Below are 21,124 nucleotides of genomic sequence, written 5' to 3'. Positions count from 1 at the left end.
AGGATATGGCTGTGGAGAAGGAAACTCGTATCCGCTACGTAGACACAAAGTCCGGCAAGGTCGCCCCCCCGACAAGGTCGAAAACCGCGCATTCCGATTTTTTGCGCACCGGGCGCATCGGTCGCTTTGAAGAGACGTTGCCGCAAGGCGGCAAGCGATATCTTAGCCACGAACAGGTCGCGGAGATCACCGCGCGCCGTTTGCAGGATGCCGGCTCCAAGACGCATTCACGACTGAACGGCTTCCACCCCAGCATCCGTTTCCCCAATATGGTCTCTCACAAGCTGATCGCGAGCACTCCCCATCTCGGCTATTGCCATGTGACGGCCTCCACCACCCGTTTCGACAAAAGCAGACCAGTCCTATGGTCCTTTTACCTCGCCAATTTCTTTGCGGAACTGTGCGGCGACGAGCATTTCTTCGAAAAGATCGACCAGACCCGGTCGCGGATGTATTTCGCCGTCGCGATGCAGCCGCAAAGTGGCGGCAAGTCCGTGGCGATCGACACATCCATTCATCGCGGCGGCCTGCTGTTCCAGACACAGGACCCGAAAGAAGCCTTGAAGAACGTGTTGATGTTGGGCACCCGTTCCGAGGAATTGCGCAAAATCATCCGCGCGCTGTGAGGCCTTGGTCCGATCGTTCGAATTCGCCATTTGCGCTATAATCTTTATCGTTTTCGCCTGTCACTATCGCAAAACCGCTTCACACTTTCACGCGACATGCTTTAAGAGCCTTTCCCAAGGAAAGGGCCTTCAGAGATGGCGCGACAAATCCATATCGAGCAGCAGCCGGAAGAGGCACTGAATGAAGCGGTCCGTGTCATCGAGGCAGGCTTCCCTGTCGCCATACCGACGGAAACCGTCTACGGCCTTGCAGCAGACGCGACCAATCCCGCAGCCATCACCCGGATATACGAGACCAAGGGGCGTCCGCAGTTTAACCCGCTGATCTGCCATATGGCAAACATGGCAATGGCGGAGCAACACGCGATCTTCGATCCGATCTCACGCAAGCTCGCAGACGCTTTCTGGCCGGGACCCCTCACGCTGATATTGCCCCTGAGACAAGAGAGCCCGATCCATTCCCTGGCGACAGCCGGTCTCGACACCGTCGGCATTCGTATTCCCAAAGGCTTTGCCAGTGCGCTGATCGAGAGGCTCGGTCGGCCGCTTGCGGCCCCCAGCGCCAACAGCTCCGGCAAGATCAGCTCGACAAGTGCCGCCCATGTCGAAGCGGACCTGGGTCAAAAGATAGAGCTTATTGTGGATGGCGGCCCAGCACCCGTCGGCGTCGAATCCACCATCATCAAGGTCGATAGCGATGGCTCCGTCCGCCTCCTGCGGCCCGGCGGATTGGTGGCGGATGAGATTGAACGCGTGGCGGGCGTCGAGATCGTCAGACCGGCAACCGCATCTGCGGCGATAGAAGCGCCTGGCATGCTGGCCTCACATTATGCACCGGGCGCAGCGGTGCGTCTGAATGCGACTTCGGTTCACAAAGGCGAAGCTCTGATCCGCTTCGGGGGCAAGCCGCTAACGGGAGAAGCCGATGCGGTTGCCGTGCTCGATCTCAGCCCAAGCGGTGATCTTGCAGAAGCCGCGGCCAATCTTTTCGACCATCTGAAACGTGCCGATGCGAGCGGTGCCACCACCATTGCGGTGGCGTCTTTTCCCAATAGGGGCCTTGGCGAAGCCATCAATGACAGGTTGGAGCGCGCGGCTGCGCCGCGATCCTGACCTCGCCTGACACGATACCGGAGGAATTCTCATGACGCCAACTACTTTGTCCGAAGAACTGCTCTCGCGCTTTGCCGCCATCGTCGGCGAGAAAAACGCGCTACGTGACGCTTCCGATTTGGCACCGCATCTCGTTGAGAACCGCGGTCTTTACCACGGCAACTCGCCGCTTCTGTTACGTCCATCGACGACGGAAGAGGTTGCCGCGATCATGAAACTCGCAAGCGAAACGGGCACTGCGATTGTGCCACAGACCGGGAACACCGGCCTTGTTGGCGGGCAGACGCCGCGCCATGGTGGAAGTGACGTGATCCTGTCGCTGGAGCGCATGAACAAGGTTCGCGATATCGACCCCGTCGCCAATGTGATTGTCGTCGATGGAGGCTGCATTCTGGACGAGGTCCACAAGGCGGCGGAGACGGTCGAGCGGATGTTCCCGCTTTCGCTCGGCTCGCAGGGTTCGTGCCGCATCGGCGGCAATCTTGCCACCAATGCCGGCGGTACGGCGGTGCTCGCCTATGGCAATATGCGCCAGCTTTGCCTTGGCCTGGAAGTCGTTCTGCCCACCGGCGAGATATGGAACGGCCTGCGCCGGTTGAAGAAGGACAATACGGGTTACGATCTGCGTGATCTCTTCATCGGCTCAGAGGGGACGCTCGGCGTCATCACCGGCGCGGTCCTGAAGCTCTTCCCAAAACCGCTTGGCCATCAGGTGGCGTTCGCCGGTCTCAATTCTCCGGCGGATGCGCTGAAACTCTTCGAGCGCGCATCCACTCTTTGTGGCTCGGCGCTGACCGGCTTCGAACTCATGCCGCGGATCGGCGTCGAATTTACCGCAAAACATATTCCCGGCGTGCGCGACCCTCTCGAAACGCCGCATGCGTGGTATGCGCTGATCGATATCTCCAGCTCCGACTCGGCTGACACTGCGCAGACCATGGTGGAAACGCTGCTGGAACAGGGTTTTGAAGCGGGGATCGTCCAGGATGCCGTGATCGCGTCCTCGGAGGCCCAGCGTCAGGCGCTGTGGCACATGCGCGAAAGCATGTCGGATGCGCAGAAGCCGGAAGGAGGCTCCATCAAGCATGATGTGTCCGTTCCGGTTTCCCATGTTCCGGCCTTTATGGATGAAGCGGAAAGAGCCGTCATGACTGCCATCCCCGGCGCCCGCATCTGCGCCTTCGGACACCTGGGCGATGGCAACATCCATTACAATATCTCCCAGCCGGTTGGTGCCGACAAAAACGCCTTTCTTGCCCAGTGGAAAGAGATCAACCACATCGTCCACGGTATCGTGCTGTCCTTCGGTGGCTCCATCTCCGCGGAACACGGCATTGGGCAGTTGAAGCGGGACGAGCTGGCAGCCATCCGCCCGGCAATCGAGATGGACCTGATGCGTCGTATCAAGACAGCCTTCGATCCGGCAGGCATCATGAACCCCGGCAAGGTCGTGGTCTCTTAAATCACGAAGCGTCTCTCCGGGCGTACGAGCACTCTCCCCGGTTCCATCTCAGCATCGTGCTTCGATGTTGTAGAGCGGTCGTCCACGCTCATTTTTGGCTCTCGCCGCATTGGCTATTGCCGCTCTCCCTCACACCTGTTGAAGTGCTTGTCAGGACATGCGCTCAGGCCGATCCCTGGCGTTTTTCTCAAGACTTGGTCGAGCCGTGCCACCTGTGAGGCGAACGACGCGCCACCGTCCCAATTCAGGAATCTGAAACCTTAAGCGGCTGGGTTTTGCTAACCATTTGGGAATGCAAAGTTTTCTTAACCTCGATTTTTAAGCTGTTTCGAAGATGCGCTGGCTATCTTCCACCTATCAGAGGACGAAAAGTCCCGGACGAGGCCATGAAACGGCTCTCAGGTAAAACAAGGATAGCATGATATGAACAACACCGTTCTGAAGCCCGAATGGGCAGGCGCAACTCTCCGGCTCGATCCGACGCGGTTCCCGCAGCAGCTGACCTATGGCAACAGCAATGGTTCGTCAGATGTCGATATCACGCTTGACGAGCGCGGTGCCGTTCTGCGCAAGGTTCTTCATTCCAGCGGTCTGCCGCTGTCCTTCGCCCTGCCTGCACGGGCCTTCAAGGGTGTTGCAGCCCGCGCCATCGACCATGGCGATGGTGGCGTGACGGTGACGCTTGAACTTCATCACGACGATCCGGATCTCTGCATCCCGCTCCTGGTGGCGCATGACCTGTGCGACATCGCAGCCGATTGGCGCAGCTGGTCGGAAAAGTACAATATTCCCATGCTGATGGTGGAAGCCGACGGTGTCGCCCGCCCTCTCGAAGAGCATATCGGCCATGTCCGGACGAAGTCGACGCGCCCGCGTCGCCGCCATTCCTACTTCGCCGATCGCCGTCCGCGCTTCCTCGTGCGCCGCAGCACCGGTTCGCTCGGTCTGACGATGCGGATCGAAGGCAAGGAAATCATCGCCCGCAACTGATCAACGCAGCGACGTCGTTCAGCCGGCGTTTCGAATGCGGACGAAGTGAGCCCGGCACGCTTGCCCCGCGTCCGGGCTTTCCGTTATGCAAAAATGAGCGGTAACATCAGGCCTGCGAAAATCAACAGGCCGACGCGATTGTTGGATTTGAAGAGTGCCAGGCACTTTTCAACATTGCCGATGTCCAGAGCCTTTATCTGATAGAAGAGCATCGCGGTGGCGGCGATGAGACCTGCATATCCGAGCGGGTTAATATTCGCGATTGCGAATGCAAGGAAGAGAAGCACCGCGGCTGTGCCATAAAGGGCCACCAGCCAGCCATGTGTCCTATCTCCGAACAGAAGGGCTGTGGAGCCAATGCCGACGGCCACATCGTCATCCTTGTCCATGTGCGCGTAGATCGTGTCATACCCGATCGTCCAGACAATGGCCGCACCATAAATCAGCACGGGAGCGACACTCAGCGATCCGAACTGAGCGGCCCAGCCCATCAGTGCGCCCCAGGAAAAGGCAAGCCCCAAGAAAAACTGCGGCCAGTTGGTAAAGCGCTTGGCGAAGGGATAGATCGCCACGAAAACAAGTGACGACAGGCCGAGCAGGATGGCGAAGCTGTTGAAGCAAAGCAGCACCACCAAGCCCGCGAGCGCCTGCACCACGATGAAGATTTTTGCCTGCAGGCGTGTGACGCGGCCGGAGGGCAGCGGCCTCGACCGGGTGCGTGCCACCGCCATATCAATCTTGTGATCGACCAGATCATTATAGGTGCAGCCGGCACCGCGCATGGCGACCGAGCCTGCAAAAAACAGGAAGAGGTGGAAGAGCAACGTGGACCAAGAAAAGGTACCGATCTGCTGCGCCGCATTGGCGGCAACCGCGGCCGACCAGAAGCACGGCCACATCAGGAGCTGCCAGCCGATGGGCCGATCCCACCGGGCAAGCTGCGCATAGGGCCAAAGGCCTCTCGGCAAGATCCGATAGACCCAATTATTGGATGGCGCGTCCGAAACGCGGCCGGAAAGATCGCTGTTGTGAACCATGCTGGACTTCTACCGCATTGGCTGGCGGGGCGGTAGCTGGATTCAGCTTTTGTTAGGGTCTGTCCTTATGTTCGCTGAGACAGGAAACGCGCCGCTCAAAAAACCACCGTTTCCAAGGGTTCCCGCGTCTTCTCGAACTCCATCAATCTTGCCTCGTTGCGGGCGATGTAATCACGATTATCGGGCACCACCCCACCGCGCTTGGCAAGCTGAATCTGGAAGATGTGGAAGTTCTCATGGGTGAAGGCCATTTCGGAGCCAGCCAGATAGAATTCCCACATGCGGAAGAAGCGATCATCGTAAAGCGCCACAGCTTCTGCCTTCCTTGCCACAAAACGCTCGCGCCAGTGGCGCAGCGTATGCGCGTAATGCATGGGCAGAATTTCGATGTCCTTTACGAGCAGCCCCGTCTTTTCGATGGCTGGCAGAACCTCGGCCAGTGAGGGAATATAACCGCCGGGGAAAATATATTTTTCGATGAACGGGTTCGTGGCAAGTGCCGGATAGGGTTGACCGATGGAGTGCAACAGCATGACGCCATCATCCTCCAACACTTCCGCTGCCTTCTGAAAGTACTCCTTGTAATGCGTCGGGCCGACATGTTCGAACATGCCTACGGAGACGATGCGATCATACTTCTTGTCCGGCGGAAGGTAGCGGTAATCCTGCAGCTCGAAGCGAACGATATCCGTCAAGCCCCGCTTCAGCGCCCGATCTCGCGAGACGCGGAGTTGCTCCTCGCTGAGCGTAACGCCGGTGACGTCCACGCCGGAGCTTTCAGCCAGATACATGGCCATGCCGCCCCAGCCGGAGCCGATCTCAAGCACGCGATGCCCCGGCTCGGGCATCAGCTTGGCGACGATATGGCGCTTCTTCGCCACCTGCGCCTCATCCAGCGAAATCCCGGGAGGATTGAAATAAGCGCAGGAATATTGCCAGTCCTGATCGAGAAAAAGATCAAAGAGCTTGGCGCTCAAATCATAATGGTGCGCAACGTTCTGCTTATTGTGATTGACGGGCAGATGCATCTTGATGCGCGAGGCGATAATGCGCGCCATGCCGCGCCAGACCATGCCGAAGGTCAAGGCCTCAGAGAGCGTATTGCTTTTGACCAAGGCCAGGAAGTCGTAGATGTCGCCTTCGACGACCGACATTCGGCCTTCCATGTACATTTCGGCAAGCTTCAGTGCCGGGTCGGCGGCGATTTCGTCCATCGCCTGCTCATCACTGAAGCTCAGTGCGACGCGCTTGCCGCGTCCGTCTCCGAAAGACTGAAGACCGCTTGGACCCGTGACGATCAGGTTTCCGGTCTTGACGATTTTATCAAGCAGGGCATGCAGAGACGAGGCCATATTACCCCCAATAAGCTAAGTCTCACTTATCAAGTCCCTGTTACCGTATCTCTTTCTTACAGAGTTGCAAGACGGGGTAGTTTCAAAAATACGGATTGATTTCGTGGAACAAAACGGCCCTTGCGCAGTAGGTAAGAGCCATTTTATGTAAATCAGCGGCGCTTCATGGCCTCCGCCAAAGCCGCCGCCAACGCGCCTCCAGACTGCGCAGGCTCGGCACGGTCCTTCGGCTTTGCGCTGGCGTGGCGCATGGCATTGGCATTGCCCTTTTCGTGCATCGGCTGAGGCGCTGCCTCGCCACCGTCCTTTCGCATCGTGAGACCGATCCGCTTGCGCTTGACATCGACTTCAACCACGCGAACTTTGACGACGTCTCCGGCCTTCACCACCTCATGCGGATCCTTGATGAAACGGTCCGCCAACTGGCTGACATGCACCAGCCCATCCTGGTGAACGCCGATATCGACGAAGGCGCCAAAGGCAGCCACATTGGTGACAGTGCCTTCCAGCAGCATGCCAGGCTTAAGGTCGGTGATTTCGTCCACACCGTCCGCGAAGGTCGCGGTCTTGAAGCTCGGGCGTGGGTCGCGGCCAGGTTTTTCCAGCTCGGCGATGATGTCCTTGACGGTCGGCAGGCCGAAGCGATCATCGATGAAACGCTTGGGGTCGAGCGCCTTCAAAGTTGCGCTGTCACCCATGACGGTTCTGAGGTCGCGCCCACAGGCGGCGACGATCTTCTTTGCCACATCATAGGCTTCCGGGTGGACGGAGGATGAATCAAGTGGTTCCTTGCCATTTGGTATGCGCAGGAAGCCGGCGCATTGCTCGAAGGTGCGCTGGCCGAGACGCGGCACCTTCAACAACTCCTTGCGGCTGGCGAAGGGCCCGACCTGATCCCGATGCAGCACGATGGCATCGGCAATCGAGGTTCCAAGACCAGAGACCCGCGCCAGAAGTGGTGCGGACGCCGTATTGAGATCGACACCGACGGCGTTCACCGCATCTTCCACCACCGCATCAAGGGAGCGGGACAGCTTGCCCTGATCGACATCGTGCTGATACTGCCCGACGCCGATGGACTTCGGCTCGATCTTGACGAGTTCGGCGAGTGGATCCTGCAGACGACGGGCAATCGAAACGGCACCGCGTAGCGAAACATCGAGATTGGGAAATTCGGCCGCAGCGCGCTCAGACGCCGAGTAAACCGAAGCCCCGGCCTCCGAGACGATGACCTTCGTGGGCTTTGATCCATTGATCTGGGTCAGCATGTCGGTCACCAGCTTTTCGGTTTCGCGGCTACCGGTACCGTTGCCGATGGCGATCAGTTCGACGCCGTGCTTGCGGATGAGTGAGGCCAGTTCCGCCTGCGTGCCGCGGATATCGTTCTTCGGCGGGAACGGATAGACCGTCGTGGTTTCCAGCAGCTTGCCGGTGCCATCCACGATGGCAACCTTGACGCCGGTGCGAATACCGGGGTCGAGACCCATGGTCGGGCGCGAGCCAGCGGGTGCCGCGAGCAGCAGGTCTTTCAGATTGCGCGCAAAGACATGGATCGCCTCTTCTTCCGCCCGCTCGCGCAACTCGCGCATCAGGTCGAGTGACAGCGACATGGAGAGCTTGACGCGCCAGGTCCAGCCCGCCACCTCCATCAGCCACTGGTCGGCGGGACCCGCATTGCGGATGTCGAAAGCAGCGGCGATGGTGCGCTGTGCAGGCTTTACCGGCGACGGATCGTCGGCATCCACATCGATCGTCAGGGTCAGAACTTCCTCGTTCCAGCCGCGCAGCATGGCAAGCGCCCGGTGGCCCGGCACTGTCGCCCATTTTTCCGTGTGGTCGAAATAGTCGGAAAACTTTTCGCCTGCTGCCTGCTTACCATCCACCACCTTGGCGCGGAGCATGGCGTTCTGGCGCATATAGTCGCGCAGCCGCTTCAGGAGGTCGGCATTTTCCGTCATGGTTTCGGCGACGATATCGCGCGCACCCTCAAGTGCCGCCTTCACATCGACGATTTCGTCCTTCACATAGGCTTGCGCAAGTTTTGCCGGATCGGCTGCACGGTTGTCCCAGATCGCTTCTGCCAGAGGACCGAGGCCACGTTCGCGCGCAATTTCCGCTCGTGTGCGGCGCTTCGGCTTGTAGGGGAGATAAAGATCTTCCAGTTCCGCCTTGGTCACCGCCTGCATGATCTTCAGCATCAACTCGTCGGTCATCTTGCCTTGACCTTTGATGGATTCGACAATCGATGTGCGGCGGGCATTCAGTTCCCGCAGATAGGACAGCCGCTCAGCGAGAGTACGCAGCTGCGTATCGTCCAGACCGCCGGTCACCTCCTTACGATAGCGCGCAATGAACGGAACGGTTGCCCCCTCATCCAGAAGCTGGATCGCCGCCTTCACCTGCTCAGCGCGGGCGTTGATTTCGGAGGCGATAAGGGATGGGAGGCGGGCATTGTCTGCGGACATAAGGGTCTCTGACCTGTTCTTGAAAGCTGCCCGAACATAGAGGCTGATTGTGGCATGACAACACAGAGACAAGGCGATTCCACAGAAAAGCGGCGGCCTCGGACTGCCTTTTGCCTTGACCTTTCGCCCCCCTGCCCTTAACGCCGCAAGAAATTGGAAACAGGGGTGTCGAGCATGAAAGTTCTGTTGATCGGTTCCGGCGGACGCGAGCATGCGCTGGCATGGAAGATTGCCCAGTCCCCTCAACTGACCAAGCTCTTTGCCGCCCCTGGCAATCCAGGCATTGCCGAACATGCGGAACTGGTGTCGCTGAACGTCGAAGACCACGCTGCAGTGGTGGCGTTCTGCCGTGAACAGTCCATCGACTTCGTGGTCGTCGGCCCGGAAGCACCGCTGGTTGCTGGTCTGGCGGACGATCTTCGCGCGGCAGGCTTTGCCACCTTCGGTCCTTCCAAAGGTGCGGCACAGTTGGAGGGCTCCAAGGGCTTCACCAAGGACCTCTGTGCCCGCTACAACATCCCGACCGGCGCCTATCAGCGCTTCAAATCCGCCGAGCCGGCAAAGGCCTATATTCGCGAGCAGGGCGCGCCGATCGTTATCAAGGCCGATGGGCTCGCTGCAGGCAAGGGCGTGACCGTCGCAATGACCGAAGCGGAAGCGCTCGCCGCCGTTGACGATTGCTTCGACGGCGCCTTCGGCGCTGCTGGTGCGGAAGTGGTGGTCGAAGCCTTCCTGGATGGCGAAGAGGCAAGCTTCTTCTGCCTGTCCGACGGCAAGACGGCGCTGGCACTCGCAACCGCACAGGACCACAAGCGCGTCGGGGACGGCGACACCGGACCCAACACGGGCGGAATGGGCGCTTACTCCCCCGCCCCGGTGATGACCGACGAGATGGTTCAGCGCACGATGCGCGAGATCATCCAGCCGACGATCGAGGGCATGGCAAAGGACGGCAATCCGTTCTCAGGCGTTTTCTTCGCAGGCCTGATGATCACCAAAAAAGGCCCGGAGCTCATCGAATACAATGTGCGCTTCGGCGACCCGGAATGCCAGGTGCTGATGATGCGCCTCAAGAGCGACCTTCTCCCAATCCTCTACGCCACCGCCACTGGCACACTTGATCAGGTCACGGCCGAATGGCGCGACGACCCCGCCTTGACCGTGGTTCTCGCCTCCAAAGGCTATCCTGCAGCATACGACAAGAACACGCCCATCGCCTTCATTCCCAAGGAGAGCGAAGACGCCAAGGTCTTTCATGCCGGCACCGCCCTCAAGGACGGACAACTCGTTGCTACCGGCGGGCGCGTGCTCAACGTCACGGCGTTTGGCAGCACGGTCAGTGAAGCGCAGGCCCGCGCCTATGAGCTGGTCGATGCGGTCAAATGGGAAAACGGCTTCTGCCGCCGCGACATCGGCTGGCAGGCCGTGGCGCGTGAGAACGGGTAGAAATCGGCCTTTCGTTCAATTTTTACCAAATATCCTGACCGGATGGAAAGGAAGACTCCGTAGGATTGCTGTTGTTTAAAGCGGCGATCAGACCGCGGGCTACGGGGTTGCGTATGTTTAGAATTGTTTTGACGGCGGGCATGATGTTCATCGGCGGCACGGCGATGGCATCCTCGATCGAGGTTCTGCATGGCGGCAAGACATCGAATGGAAGCGTGCTGATCATTACCTGCGACGCATGCTCTTCCACCCCCGTGGCGAGCAAGGCGCTCACGAAGGCTGTTCTGAAGCGCGGAACGCAAAACATATCGACGCGTGACGTTGATGGTCGCAAGGAGACGGTTCGGACCGAAGCGTGGCTCGGCGGCTCGCCCGTAACCTTCGTCAGCAGCAATCCTCTATGGCTGCCTCAAGACCATTCCCAACCAGTTGTTGCTGAGAACACGCCTGCCGTGGTGGAACACCAGATCACGCTTGAAGGCAATCCCTTGCTCACCCAGCACGACCAGCCTGTCTTGGCGGGTGCCGACGGACTGGACAACATCACTTTGATGTCGATACGTCCGTCTCATTGATCGCGACAGGGTTCACCGTCGTGGTCGCAGCCCACGGTTATGGCGTCGAAAGATATAGTTGACGTCTGAGCTCCCGAAAAACTGTTTTTCCAACGCATATATTTAAACATTTATCAATTCTAAAGCTGTTTGTGAGACTTCTTTTATATAAGAAGCCGCGAACTTGGATTGCGTGCTTCCGTATGACGAAGTTTCAGTCTTAGGGCGCCTTGAAGGGGCCGCCCTTCATTTCGAGAGCGTCGATGAAGAACCTCCCAATCTCACGCCAGTTGATCCTGCTTGTCATCGCACTGATGGCGGCGTTTACACTGGCGACCTATTTCCAGATCAAGTCCTCCGTCAACGCCATCTATGAAGAGCGTTACAACATGCTGAGGACACAGGTTCAGTCCTCGATTTCGATCCTGCAATCCTTCTATGACAAGGAAAAAGCAGGGACGCTGAGCCGCGAAGAAGCACAACGCCAGGCTTTCGCGATCGTCACGTCGATGAAGTTTGTGCCGGACGGCTACATGTTCGGCTATGACTACGATGTGAAGATGCTCTTCCATCCGGATGCGAAGCGTGTCGGTCAAAGCTTCAAGGGCAAGCCGGATTCTCAAGGCTTCAACTATCGTGACGAATTGGTCCGTCTTGGCCGTGCAGGTGGCGGTGAGACGAGCTTTTATGGTCCCAAACCCGGCCAGGAAGGCGATACCTTTCTGAAGAGTTCCTATGCCATGGCCTTCGAACCCTGGCAGGTCGTTGTCGTCACCGGCGTTTACGTCGACGATCTTCAAGCGCAGGTTCGTTCGACGGTGATCAAGGCTGTTTCGCTTGGGCTCGTCGTGTTCCTGCTTGGCATTGCTCTCGCCTTCTACGTCATCAAAGGCATTACCGGTCCGCTCGCGAAAATCCATCGCGCACTGGGAGACGTTGCCAATGAGAACGTGTCGATCGCCATTCCTCACACTGAAATGAAGAACGAAGTCGGCATGATGGCGAAGGCGATCGAGTCGCTTCAGCAGAAGATCCGCGAACGTCACGCGATGCAAAGGCGCCAGGAAGAGCAGCAGTCGCAGCTCGATGCCGAACGCCAGACCAATATCGACATGCAGCGCGACGAAGCGGAGCTTCAAGCCCGCGTAGTCTCCACCATCGGCGAGGCACTGGAAAAGCTGGCTGCGGGTGATCTGACGGTTCGCTGTGGCGATCTCGGCGCGCGCTATGCCGATCTGCGTGCCAACTTCAACGAGGCGATCTCGCATCTCGACGCGGCAATGGCGAAGGTCAATGCCAAGAGCATCGATATTGGCGGCTCGAAGGAAGAAATTCGCAAGGCCTCCAACGAACTGTCGCAACGCACAGAACGGCAGGCCGCAAATCTCGAGGAAACATCCGCAGCTCTGGACGAGTTGACGGTGGCCGTCCGTCAGACCTCCGATGGTGCCAGCGAGGCGGCAAAACGCGTTACCTCCATCAGCAGTGATGCAAACCATAGCGACACCATTGTCGAGCAGGCGATTGGCGCGATGAGCGGCATCGAGCAGTCGGCGAACGAGATATCCAAAATCATCGGCGTGATTGACGATATCGCCTTCCAGACGAACCTCCTCGCGCTGAACGCAGGTGTGGAAGCAGCGCGTGCTGGCGAGGCAGGCAAGGGTTTTGCTGTGGTTGCGCAGGAAGTGCGCGAGCTGGCCCAGAAATCCGCCGCCGCTGCCAAGGAGATCAAGGATCAGATCGCCCGTTCTTCAAACCAGGTGAAGAACGGTGTTCATCTTGTCGGCGAAGCTGGCAACGCGTTGAAGCGTATCTCCGATCAGATCAAGTCGGCGAGCGACATCGTCAGCAAGATTGCGCATTCTGCTGCCGAACAGGATACGACGTTGCGCTCCATTTCTTCTTCGCTTAATCAGCTGGACGCTGCCACGCAGCACAACGCCGCCATGGCCGAAGAGACGACGGCGTCTGCCGAGGCATTGGCGCATGATACCGAGGAATTGCTGACGCTGATCCGTACGTTCCGCGTATCACAGCATCAGTCAGGCTCGTTACACGGCATGGCGCGCCAGATGCGCATGGCAAGCTGATCGCGATAAACACGGTTGATTTAAAGGACGCCGGGGAGACTTCTCCGGCGTTTTTTATTGGGTGATGCTGTCGAGACGGTCGATGTCCGTATGCGAGAATACCTTGATCCCCGCTTGTGACAGCAGGGCCGCCGTCACGCCATGTCCCGCATGTTTGACGCCAGAAAACGTCCCGTCATAGATGGCGATCGAGCCGCAGGACGGGCTTCCATCGATCAGCAGGGCATAGGCGCAGCCTTGCTGTTTGGCAAAGGCGAGAGCCTTGTTTGCCCCAGCAATAAACTCGTCCGTTACATCCGCGCCGGTGATTTCCAGCACGCGCGCCCTGCCCTCCAGAACATCCATTCCGGACGCGCCGTTTTCGATTTCCGCAGGAGGGCGTGGAACAGGCATGCCGCCTGCCATTTCCGGACAAATCGTCACGAGACGGCCCTCACCCTGCCATCGCTCGATGGCCGGGTGATGGAGCGGCTTGCCCTTGCCGTCATATCGGACGGCGTGGCCGAGAAGACAGGCGCTGATGAGGATGTTGGACGACATCAGCGCTGAACCTTCTTATCCCGTGATCTTGGAGAAATCCGCGACTGTACCGGTGGCTTCGCGGATCGCTTTCAACAGTGCCAGACGGTTGGCGCGGATGGCAGCATCTTCGTCATTGACGAGAACATCGTTGAAGAAGGTGTCGACGGGCGCACGCAGCGTCGACAACGCCTGCATGGCAGAGCGGAAGTCTTCCGCCGCGACAGCCTTGGCCGCATCGGCAGAAGCCGTCTTGATCGCCGCATGAAGCGCCTTCTCGGCATCGAGCTTGAGGAGGTCGTCCGCTACGCCATCGGCAACAACGGTGCCCTTCTTTTCTTCGGCGGCCAGAAGTTGCGTCGCGCGCTTGGTCCCGGCCAGCAGGTTCTTGCCATCCTCACCGGTGATGAAGGCGGTCAGAGCCTCCACACGGCGGGCGACCATCAGCAGGTCATCGGAGTCCGGCGTCAGCACCGCTTCGATCAGATCGTAGCGGGCGCCGAGGTCGCGCAGATAGACCTTCAGACGATCATGGAAGAAGGAGAGAAGATCGGCGTCCTTGACGACCTCCAATAGCGGCAATCGAACGCTGCGCTCCAGTATAATGCGCACGACGCCGAGTGCGGCGCGACGTAGCGCAAACGGGTCCTTGGAGCCGGTTGGCTTTTCATCGATCGCCCAGAAGCCAGCAAGTGTATCCAGCTTGTCAGCCAGCGCCACGGTGATTGCCACCTTGTCGGACGGCACGCGATCGGACGGGCCTTGCGGCTTGTAATGATCCTCGATCGCCGCAGCGACGCTTTCGTTCTCGCCCTGCAGGAGCGCATATTTGCGTCCCATCAGACCCTGCAGTTCCGGGAACTCGCCGACGGCTTCTGTGCGCAGATCCGCTTTCGCCAGAACCACGGCGCGGTCGACGAGAGCAGCATCGGCGCCGATGGCGGACGCGAGTTGCTTTGCCAGTTCTCGGATACGCGTGACGCGCTCGCCCTGCGTGCCAATCTTGGCGTGGAAGGTGACATTCAGCGCGTCGAGCTTCGCCATGCGCTGGTCGAGAGGCTTGCTGAGATCGAGGTCGAATTTCTTGGCGGAGTCCGTCAAGGTTTCGAGGTCCGGCAGATCGCCCTGGTCGCGCGTCCAGAAGTGCTTGGCGTCCGACAGGCGCGCACGCACGACCTTGCCGTTGCCGTGAACGATTTCCTTGCCGCCATCACTGGCCTGGATGTTGGACACCAGAATGAAGCGGTTCGACAGACCTTCCTCAGCGCCTTGCGGACGGGTGACGAAGCATTTCTGGTTGGTCTTGATCGTCAGACGGATGATCTCGGCAGGAATCTGCAGATAGTCTTCTTCGAAGGTGCCGATTAATACCTGCGGCCATTCGACCAGGCCGGAGACCTCTTCCAGCAGGCCTTCGTCTTCCACGAGGTCGAGACCGTTGGCGAAAGCCAGGTCTTTTGCATCATGCAGGATGATATCCTTGCGGCGTTCCGCATCGAGAATGACCTTCGCCTTTTCGAGGCTCGCGACATAATCATCAAAACGGCGCACGGTGATGGCGTCCGGCGCGTGGAAGCGATGGCCATAGGTGACATTACCGGCGACGATGCCATCGATCTCGAAGGCAATGACCTGCGTCTCATCATGTTCGGGTCCGAACAGGCAGACGATGGATTGCAGCGGGCGCACCCAGCGAAGGCTTTCCGAGCCCTTGCCTTCGATCCCGGCATAGCGCGAACCCTTCGGCATGGACGCAGCACCGGAGCGCATGGATTTCGGCCAGGGGAAGGTGCGGATAATACCCGGCATCACATCGGCGATGATCTCTTCGGCGGCGCGACCCGGCTTGTTGATGATGGCGACATAGAAGTCGCCCTTTTTCGGATCGGAGACGACCTGCGCCTCAGAAATATCGCTCAGGCCCGCGCCGCGCAGAAAGCCTTCGATGGCCTTTTCATTGGCATCGGTGCGCGGTCCCTTCTTCTCCTCGCGCACATCGGCAGAGCGTGCGGTCAGACCACGGATATCCAACGTCAGGCGGCGCGGCGTCCAGTATTCGCGTGCACCCTCATAGGTCAGGCCCGCTTCCACCAGCGCATCGGTGACGAGTTTCTTCAGATCGCCAGCCGCTTTCCGCTGCATACGGGCAGGGATTTCCTCGGAGCGGAGTTCAAGCAGAAGATCGGGCATATTGGTTTTCCGGTGTCAGAGATATTCGGGTTCGGATTTTTCGGTTGGCCTCTGCTAGCAAAATTTGCGACAGATGCACAATGTAAATATCGGAACGAGCGTCGCGAGACGGTACTCTGCTCTCCCGCTACAGCGTGACGGAAGTTCTTGACCCGCAACCCTTGCCATGGCACCTGTCCGCAATCGAAGTAAGTCCTTACTTATCCTCTCTTGACCCAAGATGACCGCAATGACCGACGTTCCAGACCATATGAACCCGAAGCGTTCCTTTCAGGCGCTGATCCTGACGCTGCATAATTACTGGGCGGACAAGGGCTGCGCCGTGTTGCAGCCATATGATATGGAAGTGGGTGCGGGTACGTTTCATCCGGCAACGACATTGCGTGCGCTTGGTCCGAAGCCATGGAAAGCGGCTTATGTGCAGCCATCCCGGCGTCCGTCTGATGGACGCTATGGCGAGAACCCCAACCGCTTGCAGCATTACTATCAGTATCAGGTCATTCTGAAGCCGAACCCTTCCAACCTCCAGGAGCTTTACCTCGGCTCGCTGAAGGCGATCGGTCTCGATCCGCTGCTGCATGACGTGCGCTTCGTCGAGGACGACTGGGAAAGCCCGACACTGGGTGCCTGGGGTCTTGGCTGGGAATGCTGGTGCGACGGCATGGAAGTTTCGCAGTTCACCTACTTCCAGCAGGTCTGCGGCATTGAATGCTCACCGGTTGCGGGTGAGTTGACCTATGGTCTCGAGCGCCTCGCCATGTATGTCCAGGGCGTCGACAATGTCTACGACCTGAACTTCAATGGCCGCGACGGCGAGGAAAAGATTTCCTACGGCGACGTCTTCCTACAGGCTGAGCAGGAATATTCCCGCCACAATTTCGAATATGCCGACACGGCTATGCTGCATCGCCATTTCATCGATGCCGAGAAGGAGTGCCAGGCGCTTCTGGCCGCCGGTGCACCCGGCGACAACGCCAACCAGATGCTGCACAAATGTGTGTTTCCCGCCTATGATCAGTGCATCAAGGCATCGCACGTCTTCAACCTTCTGGATGCGCGCGGCGTAATCTCGGTGACCGAGCGTCAGAGCTATATTCTGAGGGTACGCACCTTGGCGAAGGCCTGCGGTGAAGCCTTCCTGATGACGGATGCCGGTGGGTTGAACTGGAACAAGGCGGCCTGACGCCTTTAAGCGCGACGTGACGAAGATCGATTTAGGTCTTCATCGTCTTGCGCTCAACAGTCAGGTGGTGAAGCGGGGCGCGTCTGATGGGTGCGGCTCGCCGGATTTCGTGAGGGGGAAGCTTGCATGTTCACCGCATTGGCCATCGTTGCGCTTGTCGCGCTCTATGTCGTCTTCACCTATAACGGCCTCGTCAAAGCGCGGCAGATGAAGGAAGAGGCGTGGTCGGGCATCGACGTGCAGTTAAAGCGCCGCGCCGACCTTATCCCCAATCTCATCGAAACGGTGAAGGGCTATGCTGCCCACGAGAAAAGCACCTTTGAAGAGGTCGTCTCACTGCGCAACCAGGCGCAGGCTGTGCCAGCGGGGGATGTCGAGGGGCGCGCCAAGGCGGAAGGCCTGCTCGGTCAGGCTCTCGGAAAGCTCTTTGCTCTGGCAGAAGCCTATCCCGACCTCAAGGCCAATCAGAATTTCGTCGAATTGCAGCGCTCGCTTGAGACGCTGGAAAGCGAAATCCAGATGTCGCGCCGTTATTACAACGGTGCTGCGCGTGACCTCAACGTCAAGGTCGAAAGCTTCCCCTCCAACCTTATTGCCGGGAAATTCGGTTTTGCGAAAGCGCCCTATTTTGAAATCACCAACGAGGCGGATCGCGCCGTTCCCACCGTGAAATTCTGAGACTTGAAAGCCAGTCTGCTGGCGAGAAGACGATAAAGACATGATCGAACTGACCATCACCCCCCCCGGCCAACCGCTTTCCGGCAAGGTTGAGCCGCCCGGCTCCAAATCCATCACCAATCGTGTGCTGCTTCTGGCGGGCCTTGCCAAAGGTACGAGCAGACTGACGGGCGCGCTGAAAAGCGACGACACGCTCTACATGGCGGAAGCCTTGCGGGCGATGGGTGTGACAGTGACGGAGCCGGACGCGACGAGCTTCGTCGTTGAGAGCTCAGGCGTTCTCACCGCACCGGAAAAGCCGCTCTTCTTGGGCAATGCCGGCACGGCGACGCGCTTCCTGACAGCGGCGGTCGCATCGGTAAACGGCACGGTCGTCGTCGAGGGCGACGAGCATATGCGCAAGCGTCCGATCAAGCCACTGGTGGACGCACTGACAGCCTTGGGGATCGAAGCGGAAGCAGAGACCGGCTGCCCGCCTGTCACGGTCAAGGGTAATGGCCGAGGCTTCACCAGGGACAGTGTCACGATCGACGGCAATCTTTCCAGCCAATATGTCTCGGCGCTTCTGATGGCCGCCCCGTGCGGCGCGCAGCCGCTCGACATCATTCTGGCCGGAGAAGATATCGGCGCGAAAGGCTATATCGATCTGACGGTTGCCGCGATGGAAGCCTTCGGCGCCAAGGTTGAGCGTGTCAGCAATGCCATATGGCGTGTACACCCGACGGGCTACAAGGCGACGGATTTTCACATCGAGCCCGACGCATCTGCTGCGACCTATCTCTGGGGGGCGGAGTTGCTGACCGGCGGCAAGATCGATATCGGAACGCCAGCCGACGCTTTTACGCAGCCGGATGCCAAGGCGCATGCGGTGATGGCGCAGTTCCCTAACCTGCCCGCCGAAATCGACGGCAGCCAGATGCAGGACGCCATTCCCACCATCGCGGTGCTGGCCGCCTATAACAGAACACCGGTGCGCTTCGTCGGCATTGCCAATCTGCGCGTCAAGGAATGCGACCGTATCCGGGCGCTCTCTCTTGGTCTCAATCAGATAAGGGACGGCCTTGCGCATGAAGAGGGCGATGACTTGATCGTTCATGCCGATCCGGCGCTGGCGGGACAGGCGGTTCACGCTTCCATCGACACATTCCACGACCACCGCATCGCCATGAGCTTTGCGCTGGCGGGGTTGAAGACGGGCGGCATCGCTATTCAAAATCCTGCCTGCGTGGGCAAAACCTATCCGGGATATTGGAAGGCGCTGGCGTCGCTTGGCGTCACCTATCAGGAAGTGGAAAAGCCGGTTTAAAACGCGCTTGGCGCAACGGATCGGCTCGAGAAGCACACACCATCTGGAGAGATCGCACGTGAAGACCATGTTCGCCAGACTTCTCGGGCTTTGCCTCTTGCTCGCGTGGGTGCTGCCCGCCTCCGCAGAAGAATTTATCAGCTCCTATCATTCCATCGTCGATGTCGCCAAAGACGGGACACTGACGGTGACGGAAGCCATCACGGCACGGGCTGAAGGTGACCGCATCAAGCGCGGCATTTTTCGCGACTTCCCGCTTTATGCGCTCGACAAGGACGGCAATCGGACGAAGGTCGGCTTCAAGGTTCTCTCGGTGGAGCGCGACGGCGCGCCGGAAGACTGGCACACAGAGAACATCGACGGCGGCATTCGCATCTTCACCGGAAATGCCGACCGCATTCTTCCCAAAGGCGAGCACATCTTCCAGATCACCTACACCACCGATCGGCAAATCCGCTATTTCGATAGCTACGACGAGCTGACCTGGAACGTCACCGGCAATGGCTGGCAGTTTCCGATGCGCGAAATCTCCGCCACAATCTCTTTGCCGGAGGGCGCAAGACCCAGCGATACAGCCGTCTTCACCGGCAAGCTTGGTGCCACGGGCAAGGACGCGCGTATCCTGACCGAAGGCAACGATGTGTTCTTCGCCTCTACCCGCCCCTTCTATCAGGGCGAAGGCATGACGGTGGCCGTGAAGCTGCCGAAGGGTGTGCTGGATGCACCCTCCGCCTCGCAGCAGCGGGAATGGTGGCTGCGCGATCGCCTCGCCCTTATTATCGCCGGTCTCGGCCTGCTGATCGTGCTTGCTTATTACTACAGGGCTTGGTCAGCGGTTGGACGGGACCCGGCGGAAGGATTGATTGTGCCGCGCTGGCATCCGCCGGAGGGCCTGTCGCCTGCGCTTGTCAATTATGTCGATGGCCGCGGCTTTGCAGACGGTGGCTGGACTGCGCTGTCTGCGACGGCACTCGATCTGGCGGTCAAGGGCTTCGTCACGATCGAAGATCTCAAGAACGGCCTGATCATTCGCCGCACGGAGAAGAAGATCGAGAACAGTTTGCCGGTCGGTCAACGAACACTGCTGTCCTCTATCGGTGCTCCCGGCAATAGCTTGACGATCGACAAGGCGAATGGCGAGACGGTACAGAAAGTCGGGTTGGATTTCCGCTCGTCCATCGAGAAAGAGCATCGCGGGAAATATTATAGGAGCAATAGCGGCTATATCGTTGGCGGACTTGTCCTCAGCTTCGGGGTCATCGTCGCCGCCTTGATCTTTGGCAGTTTCGATGAAGGCGATATCGGCACCATCATTTCGCTGTCCATGGCCGCGGTGTTCTTTGCCGTCGGCGCCACGATCTACGGCAAACAGCGCCGTCGCGGACGCGGCGTCCTCTCACGCCTTGGCGGCATCGTTTTTATGGCCATCTCCGGCTTTCTGACCTTTTCGCTGATTGCGGGCGTCGTTGGCCGCATCTTTTTCGATCACGTCCATGATGCCAACACATTGGCGGTCGTTGCGCTGGCGCTCATCGTGCTTTTGAATGTGCTCTTCGTTCTCGTGATGGGCGCGCCGACACCGCTTGGCCGGCAGTTGATGGATGCAATCGAGGGCTTACGGCTTTACTTCACGGTGGCTGAGAAAGACCGCATGAACATGCAGGGCGCGCCGCAGATGTCGCCGCAGCATTTCGAGACTTTGTTGCCCTATGCAGTGGCGCTCGGTGTGGAGAAGCGCTGGAGCAAAGCGTTCGAGACGTGGCTTGCCGCCGCTTCTGCCGGTGCTGCGGCCTATGCGCCGACCTGGTATAACGGCAATTACAACAGCTTTGGCGACCGGATCGGCGGATTTTCCGCCTCCATGGCCTCCACGATTGCCTCGACCATTCCGGCACCGCCCAGTTCCTCGTCATCGAGCTTTTCAGGCGGCGGCGGGTCTTCCGGCTCTGGCGGTGGCGGCGGCGGTGGCGGCGGCTGGTAAGACACCAAGGCCTCGACGTGCGGCATCCGCAGCAGCATTCTCATGGGCGCGAACTGCCTTGGACGCTGAGAAAGCCTGGCGCCATCCACCTTTTCTATTCGACCTGACGACAGCCGGACATCTGGAGAC

General features: G+C 59.1%; 16 protein-coding genes. 11 read left to right on the top strand and 5 right to left on the bottom strand.

Going from position 1 to position 21,124, the window contains the following annotated elements:
* Positions 1 to 11: 11 nt before the first annotated feature.
* The 4 genes from ACTJKV_RS02945 (at position 12) to ACTJKV_RS02930 (ending at position 4,191) form a co-directional block, all read left to right on the top strand.
* Positions 12 to 626: a DUF6656 family protein gene (locus tag ACTJKV_RS02945; RefSeq protein WP_144621627.1), complete on the top strand. Its 615-nt coding sequence runs from the start codon at positions 12 to 14 to the stop codon at positions 624 to 626.
* Between the two features lie 135 nt (positions 627 to 761).
* Positions 762 to 1,739 (top strand): L-threonylcarbamoyladenylate synthase, encoded by a 978-nt coding sequence (locus ACTJKV_RS02940; RefSeq protein ID WP_440598428.1) that lies wholly within the window; start codon positions 762 to 764, stop codon positions 1,737 to 1,739.
* A gap of 31 nt (positions 1,740 to 1,770) precedes the next feature.
* Entirely contained in the window at positions 1,771 to 3,201 is a 1,431-nt protein-coding gene (locus ACTJKV_RS02935) for an FAD-binding oxidoreductase (RefSeq protein ID WP_440598427.1), read from the top strand.
* A 423-nt stretch (positions 3,202 to 3,624) separates the two neighbouring features.
* Positions 3,625 to 4,191, top strand: coding sequence for a DUF6101 family protein (locus ACTJKV_RS02930; RefSeq protein WP_062425928.1), 567 nt, complete (start codon positions 3,625 to 3,627; stop codon positions 4,189 to 4,191).
* An 83-nt stretch (positions 4,192 to 4,274) separates the two neighbouring features.
* On the opposite strand, the gene ubiA is transcribed toward ACTJKV_RS02930, so the two are convergent.
* From ubiA to ACTJKV_RS02915, 3 genes are all read right to left on the bottom strand, one after another.
* On the bottom strand, positions 4,275 to 5,228 hold the full coding sequence (ubiA, locus tag ACTJKV_RS02925; protein ID WP_440598426.1) for a 4-hydroxybenzoate octaprenyltransferase: 954 nt from the start codon (positions 5,226 to 5,228) through the stop codon (positions 4,275 to 4,277).
* Positions 5,229 to 5,323: 95 nt separating this feature from the next.
* Positions 5,324 to 6,580, bottom strand: coding sequence for a class I SAM-dependent methyltransferase (locus ACTJKV_RS02920; protein ID WP_440598425.1), 1,257 nt, complete (start codon positions 6,578 to 6,580; stop codon positions 5,324 to 5,326).
* Between the two features lie 152 nt (positions 6,581 to 6,732).
* Positions 6,733 to 9,045 carry a Tex family protein gene (locus tag ACTJKV_RS02915; RefSeq protein WP_274100798.1) on the bottom strand — a complete coding sequence of 771 codons (2,313 nt, stop codon included), beginning with the start codon at positions 9,043 to 9,045 and terminating at the stop codon, positions 6,733 to 6,735.
* A gap of 174 nt (positions 9,046 to 9,219) precedes the next feature.
* Here ACTJKV_RS02915 and purD point away from each other — a divergent pair, with 174 nt between their 5' ends.
* The 3 genes from purD to ACTJKV_RS02900 all read left to right on the top strand — a co-directional run bounded on the left by purD (position 9,220) and on the right by ACTJKV_RS02900 (position 13,138).
* Positions 9,220 to 10,491: a phosphoribosylamine--glycine ligase gene (purD, locus tag ACTJKV_RS02910; RefSeq protein WP_274100799.1), complete on the top strand. Its 1,272-nt coding sequence runs from the start codon at positions 9,220 to 9,222 to the stop codon at positions 10,489 to 10,491.
* Positions 10,492 to 10,604: 113 nt separating this feature from the next.
* Positions 10,605 to 11,066 (top strand): plant virulence effector HPE1-like domain-containing protein, encoded by a 462-nt coding sequence (locus ACTJKV_RS02905; protein ID WP_133178022.1) that lies wholly within the window; start codon positions 10,605 to 10,607, stop codon positions 11,064 to 11,066.
* A 242-nt stretch (positions 11,067 to 11,308) separates the two neighbouring features.
* Complete coding sequence (locus ACTJKV_RS02900) at positions 11,309 to 13,138, top strand: methyl-accepting chemotaxis protein (RefSeq protein ID WP_274100800.1); 1,830 nt, start codon at positions 11,309 to 11,311, stop codon at positions 13,136 to 13,138.
* A 54-nt stretch (positions 13,139 to 13,192) separates the two neighbouring features.
* Here the strand turns inward: ACTJKV_RS02900 and ACTJKV_RS02895 are convergent, their stop codons facing one another.
* Both ACTJKV_RS02895 and glyS read right to left on the bottom strand, forming a co-directional pair.
* Positions 13,193 to 13,678, bottom strand: a complete 486-nt coding sequence (locus ACTJKV_RS02895) for a DUF523 domain-containing protein (RefSeq protein WP_274100801.1) — start codon at positions 13,676 to 13,678, stop codon at positions 13,193 to 13,195.
* 15 nt (positions 13,679 to 13,693) lie between these two features.
* On the bottom strand, positions 13,694 to 15,847 hold the full coding sequence (gene glyS, locus ACTJKV_RS02890; protein WP_274100802.1) for a glycine--tRNA ligase subunit beta: 2,154 nt from the start codon (positions 15,845 to 15,847) through the stop codon (positions 13,694 to 13,696).
* Positions 15,848 to 16,067: 220 nt separating this feature from the next.
* Between glyS and ACTJKV_RS02885 the strand changes: the two genes are divergently transcribed.
* From ACTJKV_RS02885 to ACTJKV_RS02870, 4 genes are all read left to right on the top strand, one after another.
* Positions 16,068 to 17,030, top strand: coding sequence for a glycine--tRNA ligase subunit alpha (locus ACTJKV_RS02885; protein ID WP_062438505.1), 963 nt, complete (start codon positions 16,068 to 16,070; stop codon positions 17,028 to 17,030).
* 126 nt (positions 17,031 to 17,156) lie between these two features.
* Positions 17,157 to 17,708 carry a LemA family protein gene (locus ACTJKV_RS02880; RefSeq protein WP_274100803.1) on the top strand — a complete coding sequence of 184 codons (552 nt, stop codon included), beginning with the start codon at positions 17,157 to 17,159 and terminating at the stop codon, positions 17,706 to 17,708.
* A gap of 40 nt (positions 17,709 to 17,748) precedes the next feature.
* The gene (gene aroA / locus ACTJKV_RS02875) at positions 17,749 to 19,014 is read left to right on the top strand and encodes a 3-phosphoshikimate 1-carboxyvinyltransferase (protein WP_274100804.1); all 1,266 of its coding nucleotides are present in this window, start codon (positions 17,749 to 17,751) and stop codon (positions 19,012 to 19,014) included.
* A gap of 58 nt (positions 19,015 to 19,072) precedes the next feature.
* Positions 19,073 to 20,995: a DUF2207 domain-containing protein gene (locus tag ACTJKV_RS02870; RefSeq protein WP_274100805.1), complete on the top strand. Its 1,923-nt coding sequence runs from the start codon at positions 19,073 to 19,075 to the stop codon at positions 20,993 to 20,995.
* Positions 20,996 to 21,124: the final 129 nt, after the last annotated feature.

It is taken from the genome of Agrobacterium sp. 22117 (genome assembly GCF_052045735.1).
In the GTDB taxonomy this organism is placed as follows: Bacteria; Pseudomonadota; Alphaproteobacteria; order Rhizobiales; family Rhizobiaceae; genus Agrobacterium; species Agrobacterium cavarae.
The sequence above is the reverse complement of the archived record's forward strand: the minus strand, read 5'-3'. Positions and strand labels throughout refer to the sequence as shown.